Annotated in this window: 23 protein-coding genes and 2 pseudogenes; 7 read left to right on the forward strand and 18 right to left on the reverse strand. The window is 65.2% G+C overall.

Translation table 11 applies throughout. The features are described 5' to 3' along the window. Position 1: 1 nt before the first annotated feature. The 8 genes from RCH10_RS23800 to RCH10_RS23835 all read right to left on the reverse strand — a co-directional run bounded on the left by RCH10_RS23800 (position 2) and on the right by RCH10_RS23835 (position 9,364). Complete coding sequence (locus RCH10_RS23800) at positions 2-1,201, reverse strand: acyl-CoA dehydrogenase family protein (protein WP_409054337.1); 1,200 nt, start codon at positions 1,199-1,201, stop codon at positions 2-4. A gap of 6 nt (positions 1,202-1,207) precedes the next feature. Beyond that, complete coding sequence (locus RCH10_RS23805; RefSeq protein WP_323501784.1) at positions 1,208-2,338, reverse strand: acyl-CoA dehydrogenase; 1,131 nt, start codon at positions 2,336-2,338, stop codon at positions 1,208-1,210. Between the two features lie 42 nt (positions 2,339-2,380). Next, entirely contained in the window at positions 2,381-3,085 is a 705-nt protein-coding gene (locus RCH10_RS23810) for an ABC transporter ATP-binding protein (protein ID WP_409054338.1), read from the reverse strand. After that, complete coding sequence (locus RCH10_RS23815) at positions 3,078-3,857, reverse strand: ABC transporter ATP-binding protein (RefSeq protein WP_409054339.1); 780 nt, start codon at positions 3,855-3,857, stop codon at positions 3,078-3,080. The genes RCH10_RS23810 and RCH10_RS23815 overlap by 8 nt, the downstream gene beginning before the upstream one ends. Next, entirely contained in the window at positions 3,854-5,809 is a 1,956-nt protein-coding gene (locus RCH10_RS23820) for an ABC transporter permease (RefSeq protein ID WP_409054340.1), read from the reverse strand. Before RCH10_RS23820 ends, RCH10_RS23815 begins: the two co-directional genes overlap by 4 nt. Positions 5,810-5,811: 2 nt before the next feature. Further along, complete coding sequence (locus RCH10_RS23825; RefSeq protein WP_323499112.1) at positions 5,812-7,065, reverse strand: ABC transporter substrate-binding protein; 1,254 nt, start codon at positions 7,063-7,065, stop codon at positions 5,812-5,814. 12 nt (positions 7,066-7,077) lie between these two features. Next, complete coding sequence (locus RCH10_RS23830; protein WP_409054341.1) at positions 7,078-8,322, reverse strand: ABC transporter substrate-binding protein; 1,245 nt, start codon at positions 8,320-8,322, stop codon at positions 7,078-7,080. 139 nt (positions 8,323-8,461) lie between these two features. Continuing rightward, positions 8,462-9,364 carry a LysR family transcriptional regulator gene (locus RCH10_RS23835; RefSeq protein WP_323501788.1) on the reverse strand — a complete coding sequence of 301 codons (903 nt, stop codon included), beginning with the start codon at positions 9,362-9,364 and terminating at the stop codon, positions 8,462-8,464. A gap of 157 nt (positions 9,365-9,521) precedes the next feature. Here RCH10_RS23835 and RCH10_RS23840 point away from each other — a divergent pair, with 157 nt between their 5' ends. Next, positions 9,522-10,586: a phosphotransferase gene (locus RCH10_RS23840; protein ID WP_323501789.1), complete on the forward strand. Its 1,065-nt coding sequence runs from the start codon at positions 9,522-9,524 to the stop codon at positions 10,584-10,586. A 5-nt stretch (positions 10,587-10,591) separates the two neighbouring features. Next, the gene (locus RCH10_RS23845) at positions 10,592-11,317 is read left to right on the forward strand and encodes a hypothetical protein (protein ID WP_323501790.1); all 726 of its coding nucleotides are present in this window, start codon (positions 10,592-10,594) and stop codon (positions 11,315-11,317) included. Here RCH10_RS23845 and RCH10_RS23850 read toward each other — a convergent pair. Beyond that, entirely contained in the window at positions 11,314-13,407 is a 2,094-nt protein-coding gene (locus tag RCH10_RS23850) for a 3-hydroxyacyl-CoA dehydrogenase NAD-binding domain-containing protein (RefSeq protein WP_409054342.1), read from the reverse strand. The two genes, RCH10_RS23845 and RCH10_RS23850, sit on opposite strands and share 4 nt — an antisense overlap. 29 nt (positions 13,408-13,436) lie before the next feature. Between RCH10_RS23850 and RCH10_RS23855 the strand changes: the two genes are divergently transcribed. Then, positions 13,437-14,027 (forward strand): MaoC family dehydratase, encoded by a 591-nt coding sequence (locus RCH10_RS23855; protein ID WP_409054343.1) that lies wholly within the window; start codon positions 13,437-13,439, stop codon positions 14,025-14,027. Between the two features lie 38 nt (positions 14,028-14,065). Beyond that, the gene (locus RCH10_RS23860; protein ID WP_409054344.1) at positions 14,066-15,319 is read left to right on the forward strand and encodes an acyl-CoA dehydrogenase family protein; all 1,254 of its coding nucleotides are present in this window, start codon (positions 14,066-14,068) and stop codon (positions 15,317-15,319) included. A gap of 26 nt (positions 15,320-15,345) precedes the next feature. On the opposite strand, the gene RCH10_RS23865 is transcribed toward RCH10_RS23860, so the two are convergent. The 6 genes from RCH10_RS23865 to RCH10_RS23890 form a co-directional block, all read right to left on the reverse strand. Then, positions 15,346-17,025, reverse strand: a complete 1,680-nt coding sequence (locus tag RCH10_RS23865) for an AMP-binding protein (protein WP_323501793.1) — start codon at positions 17,023-17,025, stop codon at positions 15,346-15,348. Between the two features lie 181 nt (positions 17,026-17,206). Next, positions 17,207-17,914, reverse strand: coding sequence for a GntR family transcriptional regulator (locus RCH10_RS23870; protein ID WP_323501794.1), 708 nt, complete (start codon positions 17,912-17,914; stop codon positions 17,207-17,209). A gap of 70 nt (positions 17,915-17,984) precedes the next feature. Next, complete coding sequence (locus tag RCH10_RS23875; protein WP_409054345.1) at positions 17,985-18,803, reverse strand: enoyl-CoA hydratase; 819 nt, start codon at positions 18,801-18,803, stop codon at positions 17,985-17,987. After that, positions 18,803-19,570 carry an SDR family oxidoreductase gene (locus RCH10_RS23880; RefSeq protein ID WP_323501796.1) on the reverse strand — a complete coding sequence of 256 codons (768 nt, stop codon included), beginning with the start codon at positions 19,568-19,570 and terminating at the stop codon, positions 18,803-18,805. The genes RCH10_RS23875 and RCH10_RS23880 overlap by 1 nt, the downstream gene beginning before the upstream one ends. 11 nt (positions 19,571-19,581) lie before the next feature. Then, on the reverse strand, positions 19,582-20,373 hold the full coding sequence (locus RCH10_RS23885) for an enoyl-CoA hydratase (protein ID WP_323501797.1): 792 nt from the start codon (positions 20,371-20,373) through the stop codon (positions 19,582-19,584). 26 nt (positions 20,374-20,399) lie between these two features. Further along, positions 20,400-21,584 carry a CaiB/BaiF CoA transferase family protein gene (locus RCH10_RS23890; protein WP_409054346.1) on the reverse strand — a complete coding sequence of 395 codons (1,185 nt, stop codon included), beginning with the start codon at positions 21,582-21,584 and terminating at the stop codon, positions 20,400-20,402. A gap of 81 nt (positions 21,585-21,665) precedes the next feature. On the opposite strand from RCH10_RS23890, the gene RCH10_RS23895 reads away from it, so the two are divergent. Both RCH10_RS23895 and RCH10_RS23900 read left to right on the forward strand, forming a co-directional pair. Continuing rightward, positions 21,666-22,460 carry a VOC family protein gene (locus RCH10_RS23895; RefSeq protein ID WP_409054347.1) on the forward strand — a complete coding sequence of 265 codons (795 nt, stop codon included), beginning with the start codon at positions 21,666-21,668 and terminating at the stop codon, positions 22,458-22,460. 8 nt (positions 22,461-22,468) lie between these two features. Continuing rightward, positions 22,469-23,668, forward strand: coding sequence for an acyl-CoA dehydrogenase family protein (locus RCH10_RS23900; RefSeq protein WP_409054348.1), 1,200 nt, complete (start codon positions 22,469-22,471; stop codon positions 23,666-23,668). Between the two features lie 317 nt (positions 23,669-23,985). Here RCH10_RS23900 and RCH10_RS23905 read toward each other — a convergent pair. The 3 genes and pseudogenes from RCH10_RS23905 to RCH10_RS23915 all read right to left on the reverse strand — a co-directional run. Next, positions 23,986-24,194: pseudogene (locus RCH10_RS23905) on the reverse strand (IS5/IS1182 family transposase); the annotation flags it as partial. 242 nt (positions 24,195-24,436) lie between these two features. Continuing rightward, positions 24,437-24,718, reverse strand: coding sequence for an SDR family NAD(P)-dependent oxidoreductase (locus tag RCH10_RS23910; protein WP_409054349.1), 282 nt, complete (start codon positions 24,716-24,718; stop codon positions 24,437-24,439). A 106-nt stretch (positions 24,719-24,824) separates the two neighbouring features. Next, entirely contained in the window at positions 24,825-25,040 is a 216-nt protein-coding gene (locus RCH10_RS23915) for a hypothetical protein (RefSeq protein WP_323502479.1), read from the reverse strand. Positions 25,041-25,651: 611 nt separating this feature from the next. Here RCH10_RS23915 and RCH10_RS23920 point away from each other — a divergent pair. After that, positions 25,652-26,559, forward strand: a pseudogene (locus tag RCH10_RS23920) (IS3 family transposase); the annotation flags it as partial. Positions 26,560-26,677 lie beyond the last annotated feature (118 nt).

Below are 26,677 nucleotides of genomic sequence, written 5' to 3' on the forward strand. Positions count from 1 at the left end.
CTTAGAGGCCGAGCGCATGCTTGGCCATGATGTTTTTCTGAACCTCGGTGCTGCCGCCGTAGATGGTCATCGCGCGGCAGAAAAGATAGGTCGCCACCGGCCCGAGCGCATGCGCCGGGCCGAGGACGTCGGCCCGGCCCTGGTCGAACAGCGGACCCGGCTGGTAGCGCTGCGCATCGGCACCGCTCGCCTGCACCAGCAGCTCGGTGATGCGCTGCGCAATCTCGGTGCCGCGGATCTTGATGAACGACGACTTGCCGGCGCCAACGGTGGCGCCGGCATGCATGTCGGACAGCGTGCGCAGCAGGCCGATCTCCAGCGTCTTGAACTGGATCTCGATCGCGCTCATCGCCGCCGCGAAGGCCGGGTCTTCGATGAGCGGTCGGCCATGGCTCATGACCTCGCTCGCCACACTGCGCAGCTTCTGCAGTTCCTGCGTGATGAAGCGCAGATTGGCGTTCTCCACGCGCTCGTGCTCCAGGAGGAACTTGGCGTAGGTCCAGCCTCGGCCTTCTTCGCCGATCAGGTTCGCACGCGGCACCTTCACATTGTTGAAGAAGACCGCGTTAAGGTAGTGCCGCCCGTCCATCATGCGGATCGGCTGCACCTCGACGCCCGGGGTCTTCATGTCGATGAGCAGGAATGAAATGCCCTCTTGCTTCCGGCCTTCGCGGCTGGTCCGCACGAGGCCGAACATCCAGTCGGCATGGTGCGCGAAGGAGGTCCAGATCTTCTGGCCGTTGACCAGGTAATGGTCGCCGGCGTTCTCCGCTTGTGTCTGCAACGCCGCCAGGTCGGACCCGGCGCCGGGCTCCGAATAGCCCTGGCACCACCAGATCGACGAATCGCGGATCGCCGGCAAATGCTGCGCCTGCTGCTCGGGCGTGCCGAAGGTGTAGAGGACCGGCCCGACCATCGCAGGCCCGAAGACCTGCAGCTCCGGGCAGCGCATCTCGCCAGCGACGCGGTTGAAGATGATGGTCTGCATCGCCGACCACTCCTGACCGCCAAACTTCCGGGGCCAGGCGCCGGTGAACCAGCCCCGCTTGCCGAGGATCTGCTGCCAGCGCATGAAGTCTTCGCGGCCCAGGTGCCTGTCCAGGCGCACCTTCTCGCGGATGTCGTCCGGCAGGTTGGCGGCGATGAAGGCGCGCACCTCGCCTTCGAAGCGCTGCTCTTCAGGGGAAAGGGTGAGTTCCATGGGGGCTCAAGCCTCGGCGTAGCGGCGCAGGTGCCAGTCGCGGTCGCCGAAGCTCACCCCGATCATCGACAGGCGCTTGAAGTAATGACCGACCGCGAGCTCCTCGGTGACGCCCATCGCGCCGTGCAGCTGCACGGCTTCCTGCCCGACGAGGCACGCCGTGCGATCGATCTCGATCTTGGTTGCGGAGAGCGCCTTGCGGCGTGCGGCTGCGTCGGGCTCGGCCAGCATCAGCGCGCCGTAGAGCGCCATCGAGCGCGCTTCGTCGAGCGCGATGTACATGTCGACCATGCGGTGCTGCAACGCCTGGTTGGTGCCGATGGGCCGGCCGAACTGCTGGCGCGTCTTGAGGTATTCCAGCGTCATGTCGACCAGCGTCGCCATCGCGCCGACGGCTTCCGACGCGACGGCCGCGATCGCCTGGTCGATCACCCGTTCGAGCGGCGCGAGCGCCTGGCCTTCGGCGCCCAGGAGGCGTTGTGCGTCCACCTTGACGCCGCTGAACGTCACGTCGGCGGCGCGTTGGCCGTCGTGCAGCGCATAAGGCGTCACGCTCACGCCGGGCGTCGCGGCATCGACGACGAATGCGGAGAGACCGTCGCGGTCATCGACGCTGCCGGCGGTGCGCGCGATCACCACGAAGGTGTCGGCCGTGCTGCCGCCGTAGACCAGCGACTTGCGCCCGTCGATGACCCAGCGCATGCCTTCGCGACGCGCAGTTGTCGCGCAGGTGCTGATCTCGTAGCGTGCGCCGGGCTCGCTGTGGGCCAATGCGAGCTTGCGCTGTCCAAGCATCATCGGCTGCAGCCATTCGGCTTTCTGGCCGGCGTTGCCCAGCGCGCTCAGCACGCCACCGGCCAGCACCACGTTGGCAAGATAAGGCTCCAGCAAGAGACCGCGGCCGACGCCTTCCATCACGATGCCGGTGTCGGTTGCGTCGCCGCCGATGCCTCCTTCCGCTTCGCTGAACGGAATCGCGAGCCAGCCGAAGTCGGCATATTGCCGCCAGCAGCTTTCGTCATGGCCGGCATCGCTGGTCACCAGCTTGCGGCGGCGGCTGAAGTCGTATTCCTCGCGCACGAAGCGCTCCACGCTTTCGCGCAACTGGTTCTGTTCGGGGGTGTATTGCAAATCCATGGCGAGGGGCCTGAAACTGAATTGAAAGAATGAGAAAACGTGTCAGAGCGCGAGGTAGCGCTGCTGGACATGGGGGGCGCGGTCGAAGGCGTCCCAGTCGCCTTCGAAGACGATGCGGCCGGTGTCGATCACATAGACGTAGTGCGTGCAGCGGCGGGCGAACCAGATGTTCTGCTCGCACAGCAGCAAGGCCACGTTCTTGTCGGAGCAGGTGTGCACCACGTCGTGCGCCATCTCCTCCACGATGATCGGCGCGAGCCCTTCGGTCGGTTCGTCGAGCAGCAAGAGCGACGGATTGGCCGCCATCGCGCGGGCAACCGCGAGCAGCTGTTGCTGACCACCGCTGAGCTGGCCGCCGTAGCGCTCCTGCAGCGGCGCAAGCATCGGGAACCGTGCAACGATGTCTGCGACCGGCACTGCGGGCCGGTCGACCGCGGCACCGTAGCGCGCCATCGCGATGTTCTCCGCCACCGTGATATGGGTAAAGATGCGCCGGTCTTCCGGCACCAGCGAGAGACCCAGGCGCGTGCGTTTGTGCGTCGGCAGGTCGCGCAGGTCCTGGCCGTTGAAGCGCACGATCCCGTGGACCCGAGGGCCTGCGTTCATCACGCTTTTCAGCAAGGTGGACTTGCCGGCGCCGTTGCGCCCCAGCAGCGCGACGCGCTGCCCGGCCTTCACCGAGAGCTGCAGGCCGAGCAGGATGTGGCTGTCGCCGTAATAGGCGTCGACATCGCGGACTTCAAGCACTGACCATCTCCTTGCCGAGGTAAACCTCGCGCACCTTCGGATCGTTGCGCACTTCGTCGACAGTGCCCGTCGACACGACCTCGCCATAGTTCATGACCATGATGCGATCGGCCAAGCCGAACACCACGTCCATGTCGTGTTCGGTCATGACGACCGTGATGCCGCGCTCCTTGCGGGTACGCGACACGAGCTTCGCAATGTCCGAGCGGTCGCTTGGCGACATGCCTGCGGTCGGCTCGTCGAGCATCAGGATGCTTGGACGGCCGGCCAGCGCGATGACGAATTCGAGCCGCTTCTTGTCGCCGTGCGACAGGAAGCGCGCGGCGCCGTCGGCCAGCGCATCGAGCTTCACGTCTGCGAGCAGCGACATCGCCTCGTCGCGGATGTCGGCCGACGGGGCGCAGTTCCGCCACGATCCCACCGCCTCACCGGTGTGACGGCGGCGTGCTTCCACCGCGACGATCACGTTGTCCAGTACGGTGAAGTCGCGGAACACGCGCGCCACCTGAAAGGTGCGGCCGAAGCCCTGGCGCACGCGCTCGTAGGCTGGCATGCGGGTCACGTCCCTGCCGTCGAAATGGATGGTGCCGCCGTTCGAGGCGACCTCGCCGGTCATGACCTTGAACATGGTCGTCTTGCCGGCGCCGTTGGGCCCGATGATCGCGAAGACCTCGCCGCGCGCAACCGACATGCTCACGCCGTGCAGCACCTGGATCGGGCCGTAGCTTTTCTTGACCGCATCGACGCGCAGCAGGTCGGTCGTAGCGTTCATCGTGCACCCCCGATCCCGAGTTCGCCGACCGGCGACGCGGTCTGTTTCGCGCCGGGCGGCAGGGGACGCCGACCCCAGATGCGCTCCTCGATGTTGCGCCAGACCCCGACCGCCCCGTTCGGCGCAAGCAGGATGATCGCCAGCAAGCCGGTGCCGACGATCAGTTCCGAGAGGCCCATCATGGTCCGCGTGGCGTAGGTGATCGCGGCGAACAGGCCGGCACCGACCACCGGCCCCCAGAATGAACTCACGCCGCCCAGAAGGGTGTTGAGCATCGGCTGTGCGGAGGCGAGCCAGTTGACCTCTTCCACCGTCACGATGCGCGACCACGGTGCATACATCGCGCCGGCGACCGCCGCCATTGCGCCCGAGATGACGAAGGCGGCCAAACGGTAGCGCGCGACGTTGGTCCCCATGAACGCAGCGCGCTCCGAGTCCTGCCGGATGGTCTGCAAGGTGCGCCCGAAGCGGCTGTGCAGCAGCCACCACAGGAACCCGGTGATCAGCACGGTCGTCACGAGCAGGAACCAGTAGTACGCGTTGGAGCTCGTGAGGTCGATGCGAAACAGACCGAAGTCGAGCGCGGGCCGCGGAATATCGGTGATGCCGTCTTCGCGCCCGAGGAAGGTCGAGAAACCGATCACGAGCCGCAACGCTTCGGCCAGCGCCACCGTGAGCACCGCGAGGAAAACGCCCGTCATGCGGCGCAGCGCCAGCGCGCCTATGCCCCAGGCCGCCAGCGCACCGAAGAGCGCGGCACAGGCCAGCACACCGAGAAACGGCACGCCGGCAATGTGGCGCAACGCCAGCGCGGTGAGATAGGCGCCGATCGCGAAGAAGCCGGCATGGCCGAACGACACCAGGCCCGTATAGCCGAAGAGGATGTTCCAGGACAGGGCAAAGACGATCTGGATCAACACCGTGCCGACGACGTAGAGCGGACCCGCGTTGACCCACAGCGGCAGCGAGGCGAGCAGCACGACCGTGGCCGTGCCCAGCAGCTGCCAGGCCTGGCGTGAAATGCGCGGGCGATGCAGGCCGCCCGAGCCATGGCCTTCCCCGCCCGATTCGGCTTGCACCCCGACCGCCGGGAAGAGCCCGTTCGGCTTCCAGAGCAGGAAGCCCGCGAGCACCACGTAGATCGCGAGGCCCGGCACCGCCGGCAAGAGCACCGTGTTCAGGCTCTGCACGAACCCGAGCACCAGCGATCCGATGAAGGCACCGCGGATGTTGCCGAGGCCGCCGATGATGACGGCGAAGAAGGCGTACATCAGATAGGAATCGCCCAGCCCGGTAGAAAGGCTCTGGTTGGGCAGCAGCATGCCGCCTGCGAGGCCGGCCAGGAAGAAGCTCGCCATCACGCTCAGCGCAATGCCGAACGACACGTTAAGCCCCAGGACGCCGGACATCCACGGGTCGGCGGCGAGTGCCTGCATCAGCTTGCCGAACCACAGGCGATGGATCGCCACCTCGAGGACGAGGTAAACCACGAGGCCGGCGCCGATCACGAAGAGCTGGTAGGCCGAGAAGAAGAGACCGAAAGGGTTGAGTGGCTGGTCGAGGCCGGGCGGCGGATTCACCGAGAAGAAGTCGACGCCCCAGATCAGCTTGGTCACGCCGGTGCACACCATCATCAGCGCGAAGGTCGCGATGAGCACATAGTGCGGATCGACGTTGCGCAGGCGCTTCAACACAAGCCGGTCGGTCACGAGCCCGAGCAGCGCGACCACCACGCCGCCCACCAGCGACGCGAAAAGAAACATGCCCAGCGACTGCACGTCGCGTCCCATCACCGAGTACGCCGTGTAGGCGCCGATCATGAAGAAGCCGCCCTGCGCCATGTTGAGCAGGCGCATGAGCCCGAAGATCAGCGTCAGGCCGGCGGCGACCACGAAGATCGCCATGCCGAATGCAGCGGCGTTGAACACCGCGAACATCAATTCATTGACCACGCTCAGCCCTCGTACTTCTTGCCCGGCGTCGGCGGCTCGACGATCTCGGTTTCGTTGATCAGCACGACCTCCTCCAGCCCGTAGCCCGGCGCTGCATCACGCGCGCCGATCTTGGCGAAGTAGGCGGTGCCGATGCCCTGGTGGTCTTCCTTGCGGAGGCGATATGGGCCGGAGGCGGTGTCGAACTGCAGGCCTTCGAGGGCCGCAATGAGCGCTTCGGGGTCCGGCGATCCCGCTTTCTTCAACGCATTGAAGATGGCGAGCGCGGAGCGATGCGTGGCCTGCACGATGCCGGCGGGGTGCCTGTCGCCCGTCACCTTCACAATGTTCTCCATGAGCTTGGCGCTCTCCGGATATTTGCTCTTGAAGGGTTCGAGCTCCGGCGCCCAGAAGGTGGTACCCCAGAGGTTGCTGGGCGTGGACTTCTGCATTGCCTTGGCGATCAGGAGTTCGGTTCCGGCCTCGCCGATCACCTGGAACTTCTTGTCCAGCCCGACCGCCCGACCCTGTTGCAACAGGCTCACGCATGGTGCAGCGGTGAGGCCGATGAAGAGGCCCTCGGCGCCCGAATTCATCAGGTTGTTGATCTCGACCTTGTAGTCAGGCTTGTTGAGCGACGCATAGATCGGCTCGATCACCTTGGTCGGCTTGCCGGTCTTGGCCGCCGCGCGCTCCACGCCGAACTTGAAGTAGCGCACGACGTCGCGTCCGTTCTCGCTGTCGGGCGCGATCACGGCCCAGCTCTTCACATCGGAAAAGCGTGTGGCGAGGATGTTGCCGATACCGCCGTAGAGGATCAGCGCGTTCGAGGACGCTCGAAAGAAATACTTGCTGAAGTTCTCGTGCGTGAGCGACATCGCCGTGGGCGCGGGCGCGACCACGACCGTCTTGAGTTCCGCCAGTATCGGCGCGATCGCCAGGCCCATCGGCGATTGCCCGGCACCGATCGACACGGTCACGCCCTCGCCTGCCAGCTCTCGCGCTGCGGCCACCGCACCGGCGCTGGTGAATTTGTCGTCACGCACCACCAGCTCGATCTGCCGGCCGAGTACGCCGCCGGATTCGTTCCATTGCAGCTGTGCCGCCTTGATGCCGGACAGCCAGGCGGTCCCCACCTCGGCACCGATGCCGCTCATCGGCAGCATCACGCCCACTTTGATCGGGGCCGGCTGTGCGCGCACGATGTGCGTCGCGCCAAGACCCAATGCGGCCGATCCCGCAGCACCCTTCAGAAGATCGCGTCGTTTGAAGTTCATGGTCGCGTCCTCTTAGAGTTCGATCGGTTTGCCGGGGGACGGGGGTTCTGCGACCTCCGCTTCGCTGTAGGGAATCGCGTCGATGATTCCGTAGCCCGGGTCCGCGTCGCGCACGCCCACGTTCGCGATGTAGGCCGTGCCGAGGCCCTGGTGATCTTCCTTGCGGATGTGGTACTTGCCGACTGCCGTGTCGAAATCGAGCCCCTCGAGGGCGGTGATGACCGCATCGGTCTCGGTGTCGCCCGCCTTCTGGATCGCGTTGAACAGCGCGAGCGCGCAGCGGTGGCTCGACTGCACGATGCTCGGCGGGCTCTTGTCGTTGGTGAGCTTCACATAGGCGTCGTAGAGCGGCGTGCTGAGCGCGTTGCGCTTGCCGGCTTCCGTACCCGGCGCCCAGTAGCTGATGCTCCACAGATTGGCCGGCGTCGATTTCTGCATCGCCTTGGCTATCATCAATTCGGTGCCGGCATCGCCGATGACCTTGAACTTTTTGTCCATGCCGACGGCACGGCCCTGCTGCAGGAGGCTGATGCACGGAGCGGCGGTCAGGCCGACGAAGAGGCCTTGCGACGGCGCATTCATCAGGCCGTTGATCTCGACCTTGTAGTCGGACTTGTTGAGGCTCGCGAACACCGGGTCGAGCACTTTGACCTTGCGCCCGGCCTTGGCCGCGGCACGCTGCACGCCGACCGTGAAATAGCGCGCCATGTCGCGCCCGTTCTCGCTGTCGGGCACGATGCAAGACCAGGCCTCCACATCCATGAACCGGCTCGTTAGCATGTTGCCGATGCCGGCGAATGCGATGTACGCGTTCCACGAGAGGCGGAAGAAGTTGCGTTGGAAGCCTTCGTGCGTAAGCGTCATCACCGTCGGACACGGGGCGACCATCACGGCCTTGAGCTCGGGAAGGAGCGGTGCGGTGGCGAGCGCCATCGGCGACTGCGAGCCACCGATGAGCAGGTTCACTCCGCTGCCCGCCAGGTCGCGCGCCGCAGCGACGGCGCCGGCACTGCTGAACTTGTCGTCGCGCGCGACGAGCTCGATTTGCCGCTTGAGCACCCCGCCCTTCTCGTTCCACTGCGCAACGCCGATCTTGGCACCGGCCAGCCAGGCGGCGCCGGCTTCGGCGCCGATGCCGCTCAGCGGCAACATGACGCCGATACGGATCGGCGCGGTCTGCGCGTAGGCGGAACGCACGCCAGGCAAGCCCATCACGCCGGCCGCCGCGGTGGCTCGAAGAAATGTGCGTCTTTTCATGGACATCGTCTCCTAGGGCGCATCGCTTTCGCAAGGCCGTATTTGTTATAACAGATTTGCGATATTGGGGGTCGAGGCTGCGCTTGTCATTGGCACAAACCCGCATGCGCGACGGCCAAAGCGCGGCGGGCGATCGGGCTCAGTACCCGCAGCAGCGCAACATGACCGAGCGCAGCCAGCGATTGGCCGGGTCGTTGTCCGTGCTGGCATGCCAATAGAGGTACGCGTCCAGCGACGACAGCGGAGCCGGCATCGCCAGCACCTGGTTGCCAAACTGCTTGTTGGCCATGTGCGCATAGCTCTCCGGCATCGTCAGCACCAGGTCGGTCTGCGACACCGTGCGGCAGGCCGCGAAGTAGAACTGGCAACGCAACGCGATCTGCCGTTGCACGCCAAGCCGCCTGAGCTCGATGTCCTCGAAGCCCGGCCCCTGCCGGCGCGATGTCACCAACACGTGGCGCAGCGCCAGGTAGGTTTCGAGGTCGACTTCACCGCGAATCGCCGGATGGTCCTTGCGCGCGACCACGGCCAGCCCGTCGACGCTGATGCGCTTGACCTTCACCGCATCCGAGAGCGGCAGCAACACGTCCAGCGCCAGGTCAAGCGTGCCGGCGGCGAGCTCGCTCTCCAGACTGCCGCGGTTGGCACGCACACTGGAGACTTCGATGTCGGGCGATTCGGTGGCGAGCGCGCGCATCAGCGGTGGCATCACGGTCGATTCCATGAAGTCGCGCAGACCAATGACGAAGCGCTTCTTGGCAGTCGCCGGCTCGAAGCTCTGCGTGTCGTTGAGCAACGAGCCGATCGACTGCAGCGAACCGCGCAGCGGATCGATCAACCGCTTGGTGAGCGGCGTCGGCACCATCTTGTGGCCCTGGCGTTCAAACAGCGGATCGTTGAAGAGGTCGCGAAGGCGCGCCAGCGCATGGCTGATAGCCGGCTGGGTGAGATGTAGTTTCTCGGCGGCCTTGGTGATGCCACCTTCCGTATAAATCGTGTCGAGCACGACCAGCAGGTTCAGATCGACTCGCGAGATATGCATGTGCTGTATCCAAATCCATTCCAAGCATTCATTGGCACACCGGGCGCCGCCCTTAGGCTTGGTGCATCGAAGGCGCGACATCATGCGCGATAACTTCTGCACGCGCATCCACCGAGGAGACAACCGCCATGGCCGAATCCCACCCGACTGTTTCCGCATGAGCGAGCGGTTCAGCGGCACCATCGAAGTCCAGGAACGCCAGCGCTTCGACGAAGCGACGCTCGGGCGCTGGTTCACACAGCAGGTCGATGAAAGCGCGGCGCGATCGTTCCGCATCTCGCAATTCAAGGGCGGGCAATCCAACCCGACCTTCCTGGCAGAGACGGCGCTGGCCCGCTACGTGGTGAGGCGCAAACCCGCCGGCGTGCTGCTGCCTTCGGCGCATGCCGTGGAGCGGGAGTTCCGCGTCATGAGGGCGCTGCGCGATACCGATGTACCGGTCCCCGAAGTGCACGCGCTGTGCGAAGACCCTTCGGTCATCGGAACAACCTTCTACGTGATGGCCTTCGTCGATGGCCGCGTGCTCTGGGACCCGCACCTCCCCGGCGCGAGCGCCGATGAGCGCGCTGCGATCTGCGACGAGATGAACCGCGTGCTCGCCGCACTCCACAATATCGACCCGGAGGCAGTGGGTCTCAGCGATTACGGGCGCCCCGGCAATTACATGGGTCGGCAGGTCGACCGCTGGAGCAAGCAGTACCGGGCCAGCGAGACCGAGCCGATCGACGCGATGGAGCGACTGATCCAGTGGCTGCCGGCGCACCTGCCGCCCCAGGCGACGACGACCATCGTGCACGGTGACTATCGGCTCGACAACCTCGTGTTCGCGCACGATGCGCCGCGCGTGGTCGCCGTGCTCGACTGGGAACTGTCGACGCTCGGCGACCCGATGGCCGACTTCGCGTACCACTGCATGGCGTGGCACCTCGCGCCGCCGTTTCGCGGCCTGGCCGATCTCGATGCCGGCGCGGTGGCTGAGCTGGGCCTGCCGACAGAAGAGGCGTATGTCGCAGCGTATGCGCGACGGCGCCGGTTGCCGCCGGTCGACCCGGTGCACTGGCGCGCGTACATGGCATTCAACCTCTTTCGCGCCGCAGCGATCGCGCAGGGAATCATGGGGCGCGCCCTCGCAGGCAACGCGTCCAACGCCCATGCGCTCGAAGCCGGCCAGCAGGCGCGCGAACTGGCCGAGCTCGGTTGGGCACAGGTCGCGCAGGACTGAATTGCATGTGGCCAGCCCTCGACAGGTCTGCCTTCCAGGGGGTTCGACTGGCAGTTCCGGATCTTGCTGCGGCCGTCGGTTTCGCCCGTCAAGTCCTGGGGCTGGAGCGCGCGTCGTCCGAAGCGGCGGACACGCAGGACATCGCTCGCTTTCGCCTCGGCGCGCACTGGCTCGCGTTCGAGCGGCAATCCGCCGAGATCCTGCCCACGCTGTCGTCGAACCATCTGGCAACGCTGCACTGGCGATGCAGCGACCTGCGACGCCAGCGCACCTTGCTTACGCAGCTCGGATTCGATTCGCAGGACGAGTCGGAGCTGGACCCCGTGCCGCCGGTCCGCGTCGTCGCTGCCGAAACTGGCGCGTGCGCATTGCAATGGGATGCCGAAGCGGCGCCCATCGGCGGCGACCTGCCCTCTTCGTCCGGCATCACAGGCGTCGTCCTGCACACGCGTGCGCCCGAACGCGCGGCAGCGCACTGGGCACAGATCTTCCAGGTGTCCGTCGAGCGTCACGCAACCGGCGTTCCGCGTCTGGTGCTCGACCGCCTCAGCGTGCAGTTCGTTTTCGCCGATGAGCGCGCGGGCGGAATCGGCCGCATCACGCTCGCGCTGGACGATGCGGGCGCCGTGCGCGACCGCGCGATCGCCAGTGGCGCGACTGTCGACGGTGACGCGATCGCGATCGCCGGGCTGACGATCAGCCTGGCGAACGCGCCGGCCAGCGCCCGTTAGTCGAAGCTCTTGCCTTCAGCCATCAGCTTCTGAATCAACGGCGCCGGCTGCCAGAAGCTCGCGTCGTCGCGCGGGTTCTTGGCAAAACGCTTCATCGATTCCGACACGTTGAACAGGCCGACCTGGCTGGCGTAGTGCATCGGGCCACCGCGGAAGATCGGGAAGCCATAGCCGGTGAGGTAGACCATGTCGATGTCACCGGACTTGCTGGCGATGCCGTCCTCGAGAATGTGCGCACCTTCATTCACCAGCGCATAAACCAGGCGCTGCACGATCTCGTCGTCCGAGATCTTGCGAGGTGTGATGCCTTCGTCCTTGCGGTGTTGCTCGATCATGTCCAGCACGAGCTTGCTCGGAATGGCATCGCGCTTGCCGGCCTGGTAGTCGTACCACCCTGCCCCGGTCTTCTGGCCGAAGCGGCCGAGCTCGCACAGCTTGTCGGCCGTGCGGCTGTACTTCATGTCGGCCCGCTCGGTGGCGCGGCGCTTGCGGATCGCCCAGCCGATGTCGTTGCCGGCCAGGTCGCCCATGCGGAACGGGCCCATGGCAAAGCCGAACTTCTCGACCGCCTTGTCGACCTGTTGCGGCGTCGCGCCTTCGTCGATCAGGAAGCCGGCCTGGCGGCTGTACTGCTCGATCATGCGGTTGCCGATGAAGCCGTCGCAGACGCCGGACACCACTGCGGTCTTCTTGATCTTCTTGGCGACGCCCATCACCGTAGCGAGTACGTCTTTGGCAGTGTCCTTGCCGCGCACGACTTCGAGCAGCTTCATCACGTTGGCCGGGCTGAAGAAGTGCATGCCGACCACGTCCTGCGGGCGCTTGGTGAAGGCTGCGATCTTGTCGACGTCGAGCGTGGAGGTGTTCGACGCGAGGATGGCGCCGGGCTTCGCGACGCGATCGAGTTCCTTGAACACCGCCTCTTTCACGCCGAGTTCTTCGAACACGGCTTCGATGATGAGGTCGCAGTCTTTCAGGTCGTCGTAGCTCAAGGTGGTGCTGAGCATCGCCATGCGCTGGTCGTACTTGTCTTGCTTAAGCTTGCCCTTCTTGACCTGCGATTCGTAGTTCTTCTTGATGGTGGCGATGCCGCGGTCGAGTGCGTCCTGCTTCATTTCGAGGATCTTGACCGGCACGCCCGCGTTCAAGAAGTTCATCGAGATGCCGCCGCCCATGGTGCCGGCACCGATGACGCCGACCGACTTGATCTCGCGCTTGGGAGTGTCGTCGGCCACGTCGGGCATCTTGCTGGCGGCGCGCTCCGCGAAGAATGCATGGCGCAGCGCCGCGCTCTCTTTCGTCCACACCAGTTCGGTCACGGCTTGGCGTTCATAGGCGAGCGCAGCGTCGAAGCCCATGCGCGTCGACTGCGCCACGCAGTCCAGGCAGCGCAGCGGTGCCGGATAGTTCTTCGAACTCGCCGCCACCATGTTGCGTGCGAACTGCAAGTACGCCTCCGGGTCCGGATGCTCGACGCGAAGGTCGCGCACGCGTGGCAGTGGCCTGCGTTCGGCGATGCCACGCGCGAAGGTCACGGCCTCAGCGACTACGTCGCGCTCCACGAACCTGTCGAACAGCTTCTGCCCGGGCAGCGCCGCGAGCACTTCGCTCATCACGGTGTCGCCGGTGACGATCATGTTGAGCGCCATCTCCAGACCCAGCAGCCGCGGCAGCCGCTGCGTGCCGCTCGCACCGGGCAGGATGCCGATGCGCACTTCGGGCAACGACACCATCGTTCCGCGCTGAACCGCGCGGTAGTGGCACCCCATCGCGAGCTCGAGCCCGCCACCCATCACGATGCTATGGATCGCGGCGACGACGGGCTTGTCGCAGCGTTCGACCATGTTGATCACGTCGATCAGGTCCGGTGCCATGGTGGCTTCCGGCAGGTTGAATTCGCGGATGTCGGCGCCGCCGCAAAACGCTCGGCCGTGGCCGGTGAGCACGATCGCCCTGACCGCCGGGTCGTCGCTGGCGCGGACGATCGATTCCGCGATGAAGCGCCGATTCGCAATGCCCAGGCTGTTGACGGGCGGGGTGTCCATGGTGACGACGGCAATGCCGTCCTGTACGTCGTAGCGCGCGGTCAAGGGTGTCCTTTCAGTGTGAATGCCGGGTCATGTTCGGCCAGCCGCCGTGCGAGCGCATCAACAACCCGCATGCGGCCGATGAAAAGGCTTCATGCCCACGCGCGTCGGACGCCGACGAGGCGAGGCACCATTGCCGCATCGTCACTTTTCGCCTCATTGCCATGCCCATGCTGACCCGAGACAACCTGCAGCAATCCGTCGGCCCACCGATCGGCACGTCGTCGTGGATCGAGGTGCCGCAGTCGCGCATCGATGCCTTCGCCGAGTGCACCGAAGACCGCCAGTGGATCCACATCGACGTCGAGCGCGCCAAGCGCGAAAGTCCGTTCCACGCGCCCATCGCGCACGGCTTCCTCACCCTGTCCCTGCTGCCGATCAGTTCCTACGAACTGCTGGGCGGCCTCAAGGCCACCAAGTCGGTCAATTACGGCCTCGACAAGCTGCGCTTCATGTCGCCGGTGCCCGCAGGCTCGCGCGTGCGCAACCACATCAGGCTGCTTGCGGCCGACCAGCGCGACGACGGCTGGACGCTGGTGAAAACCGAAAACTCCGTCGAGATCGAGGGCCAGGAGAAGCCGGCGCTGGTCGCCGTCTCGCTCGGCCTCTTCTCTTGGGACTGATCGTCCGCGACCCCTTCGACTAAAGCACGAAACCACCCATGGAATTCGAATTCACCCCCAAGGTCCACGACCTGCGCAAGCGTCTCCTCGCCTTCATGGACGAGCACATCTACCCGAACGAAGAGCAACACGAACGCGAGGCGAAGAAGTCGGCACGCGATGCCGAAGGCGGCGGCAGCTACACCACGTTGCCGATGATGCAGGGCCTCAAGGACAAGGCGCGCGCTGCGGGCCTCTGGAACATGTTCCTGCCGAAATCAACGCATGTGCCCGACGGCCTTTCCAACCTCGAATACGCGCCGCTCTGCGAAATCATGGGACGCCGCCTGTGGAGCGCCGAGGTCTTCAACTGCAGCGCACCCGACACCGGCAACATGGAGGTGTTCGAGCGTTACGGCACGCCGGAGCATCAGGAACGCTGGCTCAAGCCACTGCTCGCAGGCGAGATCCGCTCGTCGTTCGCGATGACCGAACCCGCCGTGGCTTCTTCCGACGCGACCAACATCGAGTGCGCCATCCAGCGTGACGGCGACGACCACGTCATCAACGGCCGCAAGTGGTACGTCACCGGCGCGATGAACGAGCGCTGCAAGGTGTTCATCCTGATGGGCAAGACCGACCCGGACAACGCCGACCGCCATCGCCAGCAATCGATGATCGTCATACCGCGCGACACCCCCGGCGTGACGGTGGTGCGCGACATGGCGCTCATGGGCGTGTACGACCCGCCGTACGGCCACCCGGAAGTGCGCTTCGACAACGTGCGCGTGCCGGCATCGAGCATCCTGCTGGGCGAAGGCCGCGGCTTCGAGATCGCGCAAGGCCGCCTCGGCCCCGGACGCATCCACCACTGCATGCGCATGATCGGCATGACCGAGGCTGCGCTTGAGTTGATGTGCCAGCGCGTCGTGTCGCGCGTCGCTTTCCATAAGCCGCTGTCGGAACAAGGCGTCTGGCGCGAGCGCATCGCCAAGGCCCGTATGCTCATCGACCAGACCCGATGGATGGTGCTGCACACCGCCTGGCGCATGGACACGGTCGGCAACAAGGTCGCGGCCAAGGAGATCGCGATGATCAAGGTGCTGGCACCGAACAACTGTGTGCAGGTGATCGACGACGCGATGCAGGCCTTCGGTGCCATGGGCCTGAGCCAGGACACCCTGCTCGTCTCGTTCTATGCCTATGCCCGACATCTGCGCGTGGCCGACGGCCCGGACGAGGTGCACCGCAACGCGATCGCCAAGCACGAGCTTGCGATCTACCGCGCACCGGTGGCAGCCAGCACGCGTTGAGCGCGTAGCGCGACTCGGTCGGCCGATCAGTAGGCCGACAGCGACGGCAGCGAAGCCACCGGGTCGTGCAGCATGCGGCGCAGGAGCTTGCCGCTTTCTGAAGCCGGCAGGCCGCTGCGGAAGATCACTGTGCGCGGCACCTTGTAGTGCGACATGTTCTTCACGCACCACTCGATGATCTTCTGGTCGGAGCGGTCCCTCACCTGACCGGCGCGGTCGAAGTGCAGTCGGGCCGCCGCCTCCGACTTCAACACCACGTAGGCCTGCAGCGACTCGCCCCGGTCGGGGTCGGGCAGACCGACCACGGCGGCCTGGCGCACGTCCGGGTGCGTCGCGAGGATGGCCTCGACCTCTTCCGGAAAGACGCTGTAGCTCCACACCTTGATCATTTCTTTTGTGCGGCCGAGGAACGTGAGGTAGCCCTCGTCGTCCAGAACGCCGACGTCGCCGGTGCGCACCCAGCCATCGACGAAGAGGGCTTGCGTCGCCTCGGGCCGCAGCCAGTACCCCTTGTAGGCGACAGGGCTGCGCAGGAGGATCTCGCCGCGCACGCCCGCGAGTGTGTCGATTCCGGTGGCCGGATCGACGATGCGGACCTCGACCCCCGGCACCGGCTTGCCATTGGTGCCCCACTTGATCGCGTCGGCCGGCATGAGCGTGTCGCAGGTGTGCGTTTCGCTGAGACCGTAGCCGGCTTCATACACCAGGCAGCCGTTGGCGAAGCGGCTCCACTGACCGGCCAGCTTCTCGGTCAGGCGGACGCCGAAGCTGGTGCCGACCGTCGTCTTGAGGGATGAAAGATCGTAGGTGGCCGCACCATCGGCAGCCATGGCCGACGGCAGCGAGGGCGCCATCGAATACCACCATGTCACCTTGCAGCTCTCGATGGCCTGCAGAACCGCTGTGGCATCGAAACGCTGCAGCAGCACCACGGTGGCGCCGCAGTAGATCGGCAGCGCGAGCCCGGTCATCATCCCCGAGATATGGAACAAGGCGACGTCGGCCAACATGACGTCGTCGGCTCCGAGGCGAAAGCCGTCGGCACTGATCGCGGTCTTGTAGAGCGCGCAGTCGTAGCTGATCATCGCGCCCTTGGGAAGGCCCGTGCTGCCCGAGGTATAGGCCATCAGGGCCACGTCGTCCATGGCGATGGTTTCAGGGGGCTGGAAGTCGCCGGCTTGCGCCAGCGCCTCGGTGAAGTCGATGACGCCCGCCGGCAATGGCGGCGCCGACTCGTGCGGCAGCCGCATCGAACTCGGCACGTCGATCGCCAGCACCCCGGGCAGCATGTCGCCGGAGCGCACCGCGTACACATGGTCGATGGTGGCCCTCGCCCGTGATGCGAGCACCACCTTGAGCAGCTCCTCGCCTGCGACGATCGCCCGCGCGTCGAGATCGGCCAGCTGGTGCTCGAGCTCATAGGTCTGCGCATGCGGATTGCACGGGCTGACGATCGCGCCGAGCTTCTGTGCGCCGAAATGCGCGATGAGGTAGTGCGGACAGTTCTCGAGAAACAGGGCTACCACATCGCCCTGCCCGATGCCGCGCTCGCGCAGGCTTTGCGCGAAGCGGTCGCTCAGGTCGTCGAGCTCGGCGTAGCTGATGCGCCGGCCGTACCAGACCACAGCCGTCTTGTCGGGCGTCTCGCGCGCGTGATGGCGCAGGTAGTCGTGCAGCGGCCTGTGGCCGTGGCGATAATCGATCATCCTGGCTTGTCTCCGTATCGGTCGTGCCGGTGCGGGTTTGCCTTGGCAGTCGGCATCCCGCTTGTGTCCACGATGATGACGGCAAGCCCCGCCAACGGCAACCGGGGCGGATGAATATTGGGCATGCAGGTATATCGCCCTGCTGCATGGGGCGCGTGCCGCGCCGTGCTGGGAACGGGCGCTAGGCCGCGACCCGCGCCGTCTTGCGCGCCGGGCTCGCCGCGGCTGCGCCGCGTTCGCGCAGGTAGGCCAGAATCGGCGCGCTGGTGCGCTCGATCTCTTCTTCCACGCCACGACGTGCCACCTCGCCGTCATGCTTGCGCAGGCCGCGCAGCACGAGGTGGTGAGGATGCTGCTTTCTCGGCTGGGCCAGCGGATGCGTCTGCAGCGCCCTCATGAGCGGGCCGCACTGCAGCCAGAGGCCTTCGACCATGCGCTGCAACACGGGCATTCGCGCCAACGCGTAGACCGCCATGTGAAAGCGCTCTGCCTCCAGCAACTCGCCGGCGGTGTCGCGCGCGTCGTGCCGCGCGGCCATGCGCTCATGAATCGCTTCGAGCCGGCGGATGTCGGCTGGCTCGGCATGCTCGGCGGCCAGCGCGGCGGCGCGGCCTTCGAGCATCAGACGCAGCGCACGGACTTCGGCGAACCGCTCCTCGCTCATGAGCGGCACACGCACCGAGTGATGGCCCACCTGCTCCAGCGCCTGCTCCGAGATCAGCCGCGCCAGCGCTTCGCGCACCGGCGTCGGGCTGATGCCCATCTCGGCCGCGAGGTCGCGCAGCTTGAGCTTTTCGCCCGGCGCGAAACGCCCGGCCTTGAGGTCGCGGCACAGGCGGTTGTAGGCCTGGCCGTTCAGGCTTTCGCGGGTGAGAGGAGTGTCGTCCATGGCATGGATGGACTGCGTGGCACAGCCCGGATTTGCTATTGTTTATATCGTATGGCGTTGTGAGGGTTTCTCAACGGCCAGTGAACGCCGGTGTGCGCTTTTCGAGGAAATGCGTCACGCCTTCGCGAAAATCGTCGCTCGTGAACGACGCCTGCATTTCTTCGTCGGCGCACGTCCATGCTTCGTCGAGGTTCTGGAACAGGCTATCGTAGACCTGCCGCTTGATGACGCCGATCGAGCGCGGCGATGCGTGGAAGGTCAGCTCGCGCGCCGTCTGCTCCACGGCTGCCAGGAAGCCATCGGCCGGCAGCGCCTTGACGAGGCCGAGCGCCGCCGCCTCGTCCGTCACAAGCGTGCGCGCCGACATCAGGAGGTCGAGCGCGTTCGTGAGCCCCACCAGGCGCGGCAGCATCCACGAGGCGCCGTGTTCGGCGATGAGCCCGCGCTTGGCAAAGGCCGTGGTGAGCTTCTGCCCCTCGGCCATGTAGCGGAAATCGCAAAACAGGGCCATGCACAGGCCGATGCCGGCGATCGGCCCGTTGATGGCCGCGAACACGGGCTTGCGCACGCGCAGCAGATAGCTGAAGCGCCACGCATAGTTGCGCTCGATGCCCTCCGCCGTCGGCTTCAGCACGCTCGCATCGGCCGTGCCTTCGCCGCCCGAGGCCGCGCCGGCTTCGAGGATGTCCATGTCCGCACCCGCGCAGAAGCCGCGTCCGGCGCCCGTCACGACGATGGCGCGCACCGCGTCGTCGCCCTCGGCAGCCTCCACGGCCTGGCGAAATTCCGTTTCCATTCGCGCGGTCCACGCATTGAGCCGGTCCGGGCGGTTCAGCGTGATCGTACAGACACGCTCGTTCGTTGCGACGGTGATGTCCTGGTAGCTCATCATTCGCCTCCGATGGTGGCGCCGCCGTCGATCACGATCGTCGTGCCCGTGATGAAGCGGCCGGCATCGGAGCCGAGCAGCAGCGCCGCGCCCGCAATGTCTTCCGGCTCGCCGATCATGTTCAGCGGACTCGACCTGAGTGCGCCTGCCAGCGTGTCGGGGTTGTCCCAGAGCGCCTTCGCAAAGTCCGTCTTGATGAGGCCGGGCGCGATGCAGTTGGCGCGAATGCCCTGCTTGCCCCATTCCAGCGCGAGGCTGCGGACCAGCGACATGTCGGCCGCCTTGGAGATGCCATAGGCGCCAAGCGTGCGCGAACCGGTCGTGCCGGCGATCGAGCTGATGATGACGATCGAGCCCTTGCCCTTTTCCACCATGCCCGGCGCCACTCGGTTCACCAGCCAGAGGTTGGAGCGGATGTTGACGTCCATCACCTTGCTGAAGGCTTCGTCGGTGATGCCCGAGAGCGGGCCATAGTACGGGTTGACCGCCGCGTTGCATACCAGCACGTCGACCGGGCCGTAGGCCTTCTCGGTCTGGTCGACCAGCGACGCGATCTCTTCCTTGCGCGAGATGTTGCAGGCGACCGCCATCGCTTCGAGCCCCTCGCTGCGCAGCTGCTCGACGACGGCCGCGCAGGCGTCGGCTTTGCGGCTGGTGATGACAACGTTTGCGCCGGCCCGTGCGTAGGCGACGGCGATGGCGCGGCCGATGCCACGCGACGAGCCGGTGACGATGGCGGTTCTACCTTTGAGGGAGAGGCTGTCCATTGGTGATTCCTTCAGCGATTGACGAACTTCGGTGCGCGCTTCTCGACGAAGGCGTGCGCCGCTTCAAGGTGGTCTTCGGTCATGCCGCAACGGATGTGGCGGATGGCTTCGTGGTCGAGTGCCTCGGCCAGCGTGGCGCCCTGCTCGGCCACGTTGAGGTTGGCCTTGATGTGGCCGAGCGTGATCGAGGGACCCGCCGCGAGTCGCACCGCCAGCGCCAGGCCTTCGGCGTCGAGTTCCGCATCCGGCACCACCCGCGTGACCAGTCCCATCGCCATCGCCTCTTCGGCCTTGACGACGGGCGACAGCAACGCGAACGCGCGCGCCCGCGGCCCCAGGAGCTGGGTCAGGAACCATGTGCTGCCGAAATCGCCCGAGAGGCCGACCTTGACGAAGGCCGATGTGAGCTTGACGGTGTCGCTCGCGATGAGAAGGTCGCACGCCAGCGCAAGCGACAAGCCTGCGCCGGCCACCGCACCGCGCGCGACCGCGATGGTCGGCTTGGGCATCTCGCGCAGCAGTCGCGAACATTCCATGTGCTCGCGCAGCTGCAGCGTGCGCGACTCGAGCGTGCGGATCGCATCCTCGTCGTCGGCCATCGCCTTGACGTCACCGCCCGCACAGAAGCCGCGTCCCGCACCGGCCAGAAGCACGGCGCGCACCTTCGTGTCGACGGCTGCGCGGCGCAATGCGTCGAGCAGCGCGTCCGTCATCGGGACCGTGAGCGCGTTCAGGCGCTCGGGCCGGTTCAGCGTCAGCGTCAGCACGCCGGACTCGAGATGTTCGATCAGTTCAGTTGTCAATGGTGTCTCCTGGGTGTTTGTTGCGATCAGATCGCGCCACAGGCCTTGAGCGTCTCGACCTGGCCGGCGGCGTAGCCGAGCCAGCCGGTCAGCACGTCGGCGTTGTGCTCGCCTACTCGCGGCAGCGGCTTGCGGATGGTGAGCGGCGTGTCGGAAAGATGGATCGTCACGCCCTGCATCGGCACAGACGTGCCGGCGAACGGGATGTCGACGATGCCGTTGCGGTGGTGAAGTTGCTCGTTCCCGACCACTTCGTCGATGCGGGCGATCTTGGCGCACGGCACGCCCTCGGCCTCGAGCTTCGCGACCAGGTCGTCCGCCTCATTGGCGGCCATCCAGTCGGCCACGATGCCTTCGACCGCATCGCGGTGCTCGAGCCGGCTCGCCATCGTGGCGAAGCGCGGGTCGTCGATCAGCGTCGGGCGTTGCATGGCGCGCAGCACGCGCGGGAACATGTTGTCGTCGCCGCCCACGATGAGTACGTGGCGGCCGTCGCCGGTCGCGAAGGTATTGGATGGCGCAACGAAGCGATCGCGGCTGCCGACGCGCGTCATGGTCGTGCCGAACATCATTTGCTGCGGAATGGCAGTCATCAGCATCGAGGCGGCGCTCTCGAGCAGCGACACGTCGACCATCTGGCCCTTGCCGCTCGCGTGCCGCGCATGCAGCGCCGCGAGGATGCCCAGCGCCGCATACATGCCGGTCGTGTAGTCGCACATGAACGAGCCGATCATGGTCGGCGGGCCATCGATCTGGCCGGTGAGGTCCATGAGCCCGCTCATCGCTTGCGCGACACCGTCGAAGCACTGCTTTTCGGCGAGTGGCCCGTCCTGCCCGAAGCCCGAGATCCGCGCCATGACCAAGCGCGGATTGAGCTTGTGGATGGCGTCCCAGCCGAGGCCCATCTTTTCCATGGTGCCGGGGCGGAAGTTTTCCACCAGCACGTCGGCCTTCGTAATGAGTTCCTTCAACACAGCCAGACCGCTCTGGTTGCGTAGGTCGATCGCCAGGCTCTTCTTGTTGCGATTGACGATGAAGGTGTAGAGGCTCTGCCCCTCGACGGCCGGCATCGCGCGACGGGCGTATTCGCCCTCGCCCGGCGGCTCGATCTTGACCACCTCGGCGCCCATGTCGCCGAGCATCATGGCGCAGTACGGTCCTGCGATGAAACGCGAAAGGTCCAGGACGCGCAGTCCCTCGAGCGATGTCATTGTTCCGGCCTTTACCTCTTTGCTGGTGTCGTTTGTTATATCATATTCCAAATAGAGACTCTGAAAAACGAAGGAGACAAGGTGACCGAAACCTCACGCTATCTGCGACTGCGACAGATCTGTCTGGTGGCCCGTGAACTGGAACCGGTGGTCGATGACCTGTGCGCCGTGTTTGGCGTCAAGGTGTGCCACCGCGATCCCGAGGTGGGCCAGTTCGGCCTGCATAACGCCCTGATGCCCTTTGGCACCAGCTTCATCGAAGTGGTCGCGCCGACCCGGGGCGGCACCACCGCCGGCCGCTACTTGGAGCGGCGGCAAGGCGACGGCGGCTACATGGTCATCCTCGACAGCGAGGAGCTGCCGCGCTGGCGCACGCACGTCGCGGAGATCGGGGTGCGCATCGCTGCGCCGCTCACGCTCGGCGACTACGAAGGCATGCAGCTGCATCCGCGCGACACCGGCGGCGCGTTGCTGGAGATCAACACCACGCTCGGTGGAGCCGACCTTGAGCAAGGCACGTATTGGCCAGCCGGACCGCACTGGCGCGACCACGTGTCGACCGAGCGCGCCGAAGGCATCGCCGGCGCCGTGCTTCAGAGCGCCGACCCTGCGGCCCTTGCGAGGCAATGGGGCCGCATCCTGCAGCGTCCGGTCGCACAGGCGGCCGACTGGGAGCTCGACGTCGACAACGCAACGCTGCGCTTCGTCAAGGCCACCGACGGGCGCGGCGAAGGCCTGACCGCCGTGAAGTTGCAGGTGCGCGACGCCGATGCCATTCGCCGTGCCGCGCAAGCGCGCGCCCTCCCTTCCGACGTCGACAGCGTGACCGTGTGCGGCGTGCGCTTCGAACTCGCATCCCGCACCCAACCGAACTGACACACACCATGGAACTGGCTTTTTCCCCCGAGGAGCGCGCGTTTGCCGACGAGGTGCGCAGCTTCATTGAAGAGAACCTTCCGCGCGACATCTCCGAACGCGTGGAACACGACCTCCACATGCAGCGCGACGACTCGATGCGCTGGCAGCAGATCCTGGCGCAGAAGGGCTGGCACGCCTACACCTGGCCCGTATCGCAAGGCGGCCCGGGCTGGAGCGCCACGCAGCGCTTTATCTTCGAGGTGGTGAGCGGCGAGATGAACTGCCCGACCATCCAGCCCTTCGGTCCGCGCATGGTCGGCCCGGTGATCTACAACTTCGGCACCGAGGCCCAGAAAGCGCAGCACCTGCCCGGCATCCGCGACTCGACCGTATGGTGGTGCCAAGGCTACTCGGAGCCGCAGTCGGGTTCCGATCTCGCCTCGCTCGCCACGCGTGCGGAGGACCATGGCGACCACTACGTCGTGACCGGCCAGAAGATCTGGACCTCGTATGCGCACTTCGCCGACTGGATGTTCTGCCTCGTGCGCACCGGCCGCGAAGCTCGCCCGCAAAGCGGCATTTCCTTTCTGCTCATCGACATGAAGTCGCCCGGCATCGTGGTGCAGCCAATCCCGATGCTGGAAGGAACGCATTCCTTCAACGCGGTGTTTCTGACCGACGTGCAGGTGCCCAAGTCGAACCTCGTCGGCGAAGAAGGCCGCGGCTGGAACTACGCCAAGTTCCTGCTCGAACACGAGCGGGTCGAGAACTCGAACATCGGCTTCTCGACCTTCGCGATGCGCAGGCTGCACCGCATCGCGTCCGAAGTGATGTGCCACGGCAAGCCGCTCATCGAAGACCCACTGTTCAGCGCGAAGGTGTCGACAGTCAAGGCGCAACTCAAGGCGCTCGAGATGAACACGCTGCGAGCGCTGTCCAGCATGGGCAGCGGCGGCAGCTCGCCGGGCGCGGGCATCGCGTCGTCGCTCAAGATACGGGGAACCGAAATCGGACAACGCATCACAGAACTGCTTCTCGAGGCGGCGGGGCCTGAGGGTCAGCAGCTGGACCCAGCGCTCATGCAGGGGGACGGTGACCTTACAGGTATTAACGCCAGCGTGCGCGGCGCGCCGGCCAATTACTTTTGGCGCCGGGCGATGTCGATCTACGGCGGCAGCAACGAGATCCAGCGAAACATCATCGCCAAACATGTGCTTGGCCTTTGAGCAGTAACTTGGATCCGGCGCGGACGATCTGAACATCGATTGTTGTCGAGTTGCCCTTCAACTGCGCCTCCCGTTTTGTTAGGGTGTGCGGAGCCGTAAGAAATAAATCCAACAAATCCGCTCACACGAACGGACTACCAGGTCACATCGTGATGTCGCAGTTGTGCGACCGATTGCATCGGTCCCTACGAAGGCATCGCACTCGCCGATGCCACCCTTTAGGCTAAACGGACAGCTGCTGAATGCGCCATTTGGCTGCAAGTACCGCCGTAGCTGCTCTTTGCCCCCAGCGCCTCGTCTGCCAGGCCATACCACTACTGCAGGCAGTACATGCGCAGCATCCGGGCAACTCCGATCGGCTGACGGCCCACACGCCCACATGCCCACGGGTGGGGTACAGCGGCTCGATCACGGCGATCAGGCGGGCCCAGGGCACGACGCGTTCCATCTCGGCCAGAAACTTCTCGCGGCGCGTTCGCTTCTTCTTCAATGCGTACTCGGCGCTGGCAAAGCTGCGTTGGTTCATGTCGGGCGCCCTTTGGAATCTGGTCTTCTTGTGCATGCATGAGGCGTACCGGGATCGATAAATAAATCAGCGTCTCCTTAGCGTGACGAGCGGCAATATTGGTCGCGTCATGGCATAGCGTCTGCACCAGCTTGCAGCGACGCGGCCACCAGTGCGTCCCGCGATTTACACGTGGGCAGCACGCCCGACAAGCGGCAGCGTTCGGAAGCGGTCGGAGCGACCCAGATGACTGGCGGTCACCATCAATCTGCAACCGGTACGGTGCAATTTAGCCCTATCCGGCCTACGTCGCAATAGATGGTCTGGCCAGTGATGTGTGAAGCATCATCAGAGGCAAGAAACACCGCGATTCCTGCTACCTCTTCGGGCTCACCGGTGCATCGGGTTGGTGTGCGGGAGAGGACACGCCGTCGGGCGGCTTCATCTCCCATTGCGGCGTTCTTTGCAAGTTCGGTGAGGATCGTGCCGGGGCCGATCGCATTGACGCGTATGCCATATTCGACAAGGAGGGCTGGCCATCGCATGTAAGAAGGCTGTTCTGGCGTCAATCAATTGGGCGATTCAGCGCCGGAAATACGTGCAACGTATTCCTTCAAATAATCGCGACAAGCAGATCGCATCGTTACAGCCTCAACGGTCTTCTTCGATCTGAACGCGCATTTTGGTGCCCATTTGTCGCTCAATCGTCAGCCCGCCAAAGGCGACGCCATAGTTTGCCGATCCGGCAGAGGGTTCCTTCACTGAGCGAACCCTTTGCCACTCTTCGATCTGGTGACGGGTGGTACCCGTGTACACCCGGTCGCCGACTTGGAGTTGCTCGATAGCAATGTCTTTCACGATGCTCATGGTTTTGATCTTTCTGAATGCTTTGGTGTGGTGATGTCGCTGGACACAACTGTTATGTCACGACGGTCTTGTCCGCTGTGATCCGGCAAACGCAGGCGCTGCAGCGCAAGGAGACTGACTTGGCGACGTGCGCAGCACGGCCGTTCTGCATTTGTCGCGAAAGCAAAAGTGTTCCGCTAGGACGCGGCCGCTTGTGCACCCGCCATGGCCATTCAGCGCCGATTGCGTTTGAATTGCAACCTCGCTCGTGGCAAGGCAATTCCTTGTACTGCGGCGGGGAATCAGGGATCGCTGGCCTGCACCTACCCGGTTAGCGAGGAGACAGTTAAAGGAGCCTAGCTGACAGGGCCGATTCGATCTTGTCGGCATCGCCCAGACCTTGCTGACGGCGCAGACTAGTGGTAAAGCTCCAATAGGTTGTATCCGGTGTTCATCCGGATCGGGTTTGAGAGACTGGAAGTCGCCGAACACCCAATCCACTCAGGAGGCTCAACCGGATGAACACCCATAAGCATGCCCGACTCACCTTTGCCCGCCGACTTGAGATGTGACCTTGCCCCCGAAAAACGTACCCCTTGCTGAGTGTTTCAATTCAGACAAGGAGAACGCAGATGACGAAGACGACGAGAGCGCGCTACACGCTCGAATTCAAGCAGGAGGCGGTGCGGCTGGTCGATGGTGGCCAGAGCATCGCGGCGGCGGCGCGCACTTTGGGCCTGGTCGAGCAGACCCTGTTCAACTGGGTCAAGGCCAAGCGGGAAGGCAAGCTCAGCGGAGCTGACAGCAAGGCCGTGAGCGCCGAGCAAATGGAGATCAGCCGGTTGCGTGCCGAGCTGGCGCGCGTGAAGATGGAGCGCGACATCCTGGAAAAAGCGACGGCGTACTTCGCGAAAGCGCAGCGGTGAAGTACGCCTTTGTCCAACGCCACCGACGCGTGTGGCCGATCTCGGTGCAATGCCGGGTGCTGCGAATCAGTTTGGCGGGATACCACGAGCACTTCGTGCGCAAAGCCAGCCAGAGCCACAGGGACGGGCAGCGCCGTCATCTGAGCGATGACGCACTGCTGGTGCACATCAAGGCCGTTCATGCCGAGACACGCGGTGGCTACGGCTGGCCGCGCATCTGGAAGGAGTTGCTCGCGCGCGGCATCCGCGTAGGCAAGCAGCGGGTGCAAAAGCTCATGCAGCGTCACGGCATTCGCGCCAGGGGCAAGCGCCGCTTCAAGGTCACCACCGACAGTCGCCACGATCTGCCGATCTCGCCCAACGTGCTGAACCGCGAGTTCGCCGTGAGCGGGCCCGACCGGGTCTGGGCGGGCGACATCACCTACATCGCCACCGACGAGGGATGGCTGTTCCTGGCGGTGGTGATCGATCTGTTCAGCCGCCAGGTGATCGGTTGGTCGCTGCGAAGCGACATGACGCGAGACATCGTGATCGATGCATTGCGCATGGCGTGGTTCAAGCGTCATCCGGGCAAGCAGGCCGGGCTGCTCTTCCACAGCGACAGGGGCAGCCAGCTTGGGTTCAAGGAGTCGTCGCAACACCGGTCTGTTGAGCGGTGGATATTAGTTCACTCAGCGCCTCGGCTGGCGTTCTCCAGCCCAGAGTCTTTCGAGGCCTGCCATTCAGAGTCGC

This window comes from Variovorax sp. GrIS 2.14, assembly GCF_046115955.1.
Taxonomy (GTDB): Bacteria; Pseudomonadota; Gammaproteobacteria; order Burkholderiales; family Burkholderiaceae_C; genus Variovorax.

What these genes read in the sequence shown, in the direction of transcription:
- RCH10_RS23800 (WP_409054337.1), bottom strand. Translation starts at nt 1,201, where the DNA reads ATGGAACTCACCCTTTCCCCTGAAGAGCAGCGCTTCGAAGGCGAGGTG.
- RCH10_RS23805 (WP_323501784.1), bottom strand. Translation starts at nt 2,338, where the DNA reads ATGGATTTGCAATACACCCCCGAACAGAACCAGTTGCGCGAAAGCGTG.
- RCH10_RS23815 (WP_409054339.1), bottom strand. Translation starts at nt 3,857, where the DNA reads ATGAACGCTACGACCGACCTGCTGCGCGTCGATGCGGTCAAGAAAAGC.
- RCH10_RS23825 (WP_323499112.1), bottom strand. Translation starts at nt 7,065, where the DNA reads ATGAACTTCAAACGACGCGATCTTCTGAAGGGTGCTGCGGGATCGGCC.
- RCH10_RS23830 (WP_409054341.1), bottom strand. Translation starts at nt 8,322, where the DNA reads ATGAAAAGACGCACATTTCTTCGAGCCACCGCGGCGGCCGGCGTGATG.
- RCH10_RS23835 (WP_323501788.1), bottom strand. Translation starts at nt 9,364, where the DNA reads ATGCATATCTCGCGAGTCGATCTGAACCTGCTGGTCGTGCTCGACACG.
- RCH10_RS23840 (WP_323501789.1), top strand. Translation starts at nt 9,522, where the DNA reads ATGAGCGAGCGGTTCAGCGGCACCATCGAAGTCCAGGAACGCCAGCGC.
- RCH10_RS23845 (WP_323501790.1), top strand. Translation starts at nt 10,592, where the DNA reads ATGTGGCCAGCCCTCGACAGGTCTGCCTTCCAGGGGGTTCGACTGGCA.
- RCH10_RS23855 (WP_409054343.1), top strand. Translation starts at nt 13,437, where the DNA reads ATGTTCGGCCAGCCGCCGTGCGAGCGCATCAACAACCCGCATGCGGCC.
- RCH10_RS23860 (WP_409054344.1), top strand. Translation starts at nt 14,066, where the DNA reads ATGGAATTCGAATTCACCCCCAAGGTCCACGACCTGCGCAAGCGTCTC.
- RCH10_RS23865 (WP_323501793.1), bottom strand. Translation starts at nt 17,025, where the DNA reads ATGATCGATTATCGCCACGGCCACAGGCCGCTGCACGACTACCTGCGC.
- RCH10_RS23870 (WP_323501794.1), bottom strand. Translation starts at nt 17,914, where the DNA reads ATGGACGACACTCCTCTCACCCGCGAAAGCCTGAACGGCCAGGCCTAC.
- RCH10_RS23875 (WP_409054345.1), bottom strand. Translation starts at nt 18,803, where the DNA reads ATGAGCTACCAGGACATCACCGTCGCAACGAACGAGCGTGTCTGTACG.
- RCH10_RS23880 (WP_323501796.1), bottom strand. Translation starts at nt 19,570, where the DNA reads ATGGACAGCCTCTCCCTCAAAGGTAGAACCGCCATCGTCACCGGCTCG.
- RCH10_RS23890 (WP_409054346.1), bottom strand. Translation starts at nt 21,584, where the DNA reads ATGACATCGCTCGAGGGACTGCGCGTCCTGGACCTTTCGCGTTTCATC.
- RCH10_RS23900 (WP_409054348.1), top strand. Translation starts at nt 22,469, where the DNA reads ATGGAACTGGCTTTTTCCCCCGAGGAGCGCGCGTTTGCCGACGAGGTG.
- RCH10_RS23910 (WP_409054349.1), bottom strand. Translation starts at nt 24,718, where the DNA reads ATGCGATGGCCAGCCCTCCTTGTCGAATATGGCATACGCGTCAATGCG.
- RCH10_RS23915 (WP_323502479.1), bottom strand. Translation starts at nt 25,040, where the DNA reads ATGAGCATCGTGAAAGACATTGCTATCGAGCAACTCCAAGTCGGCGAC.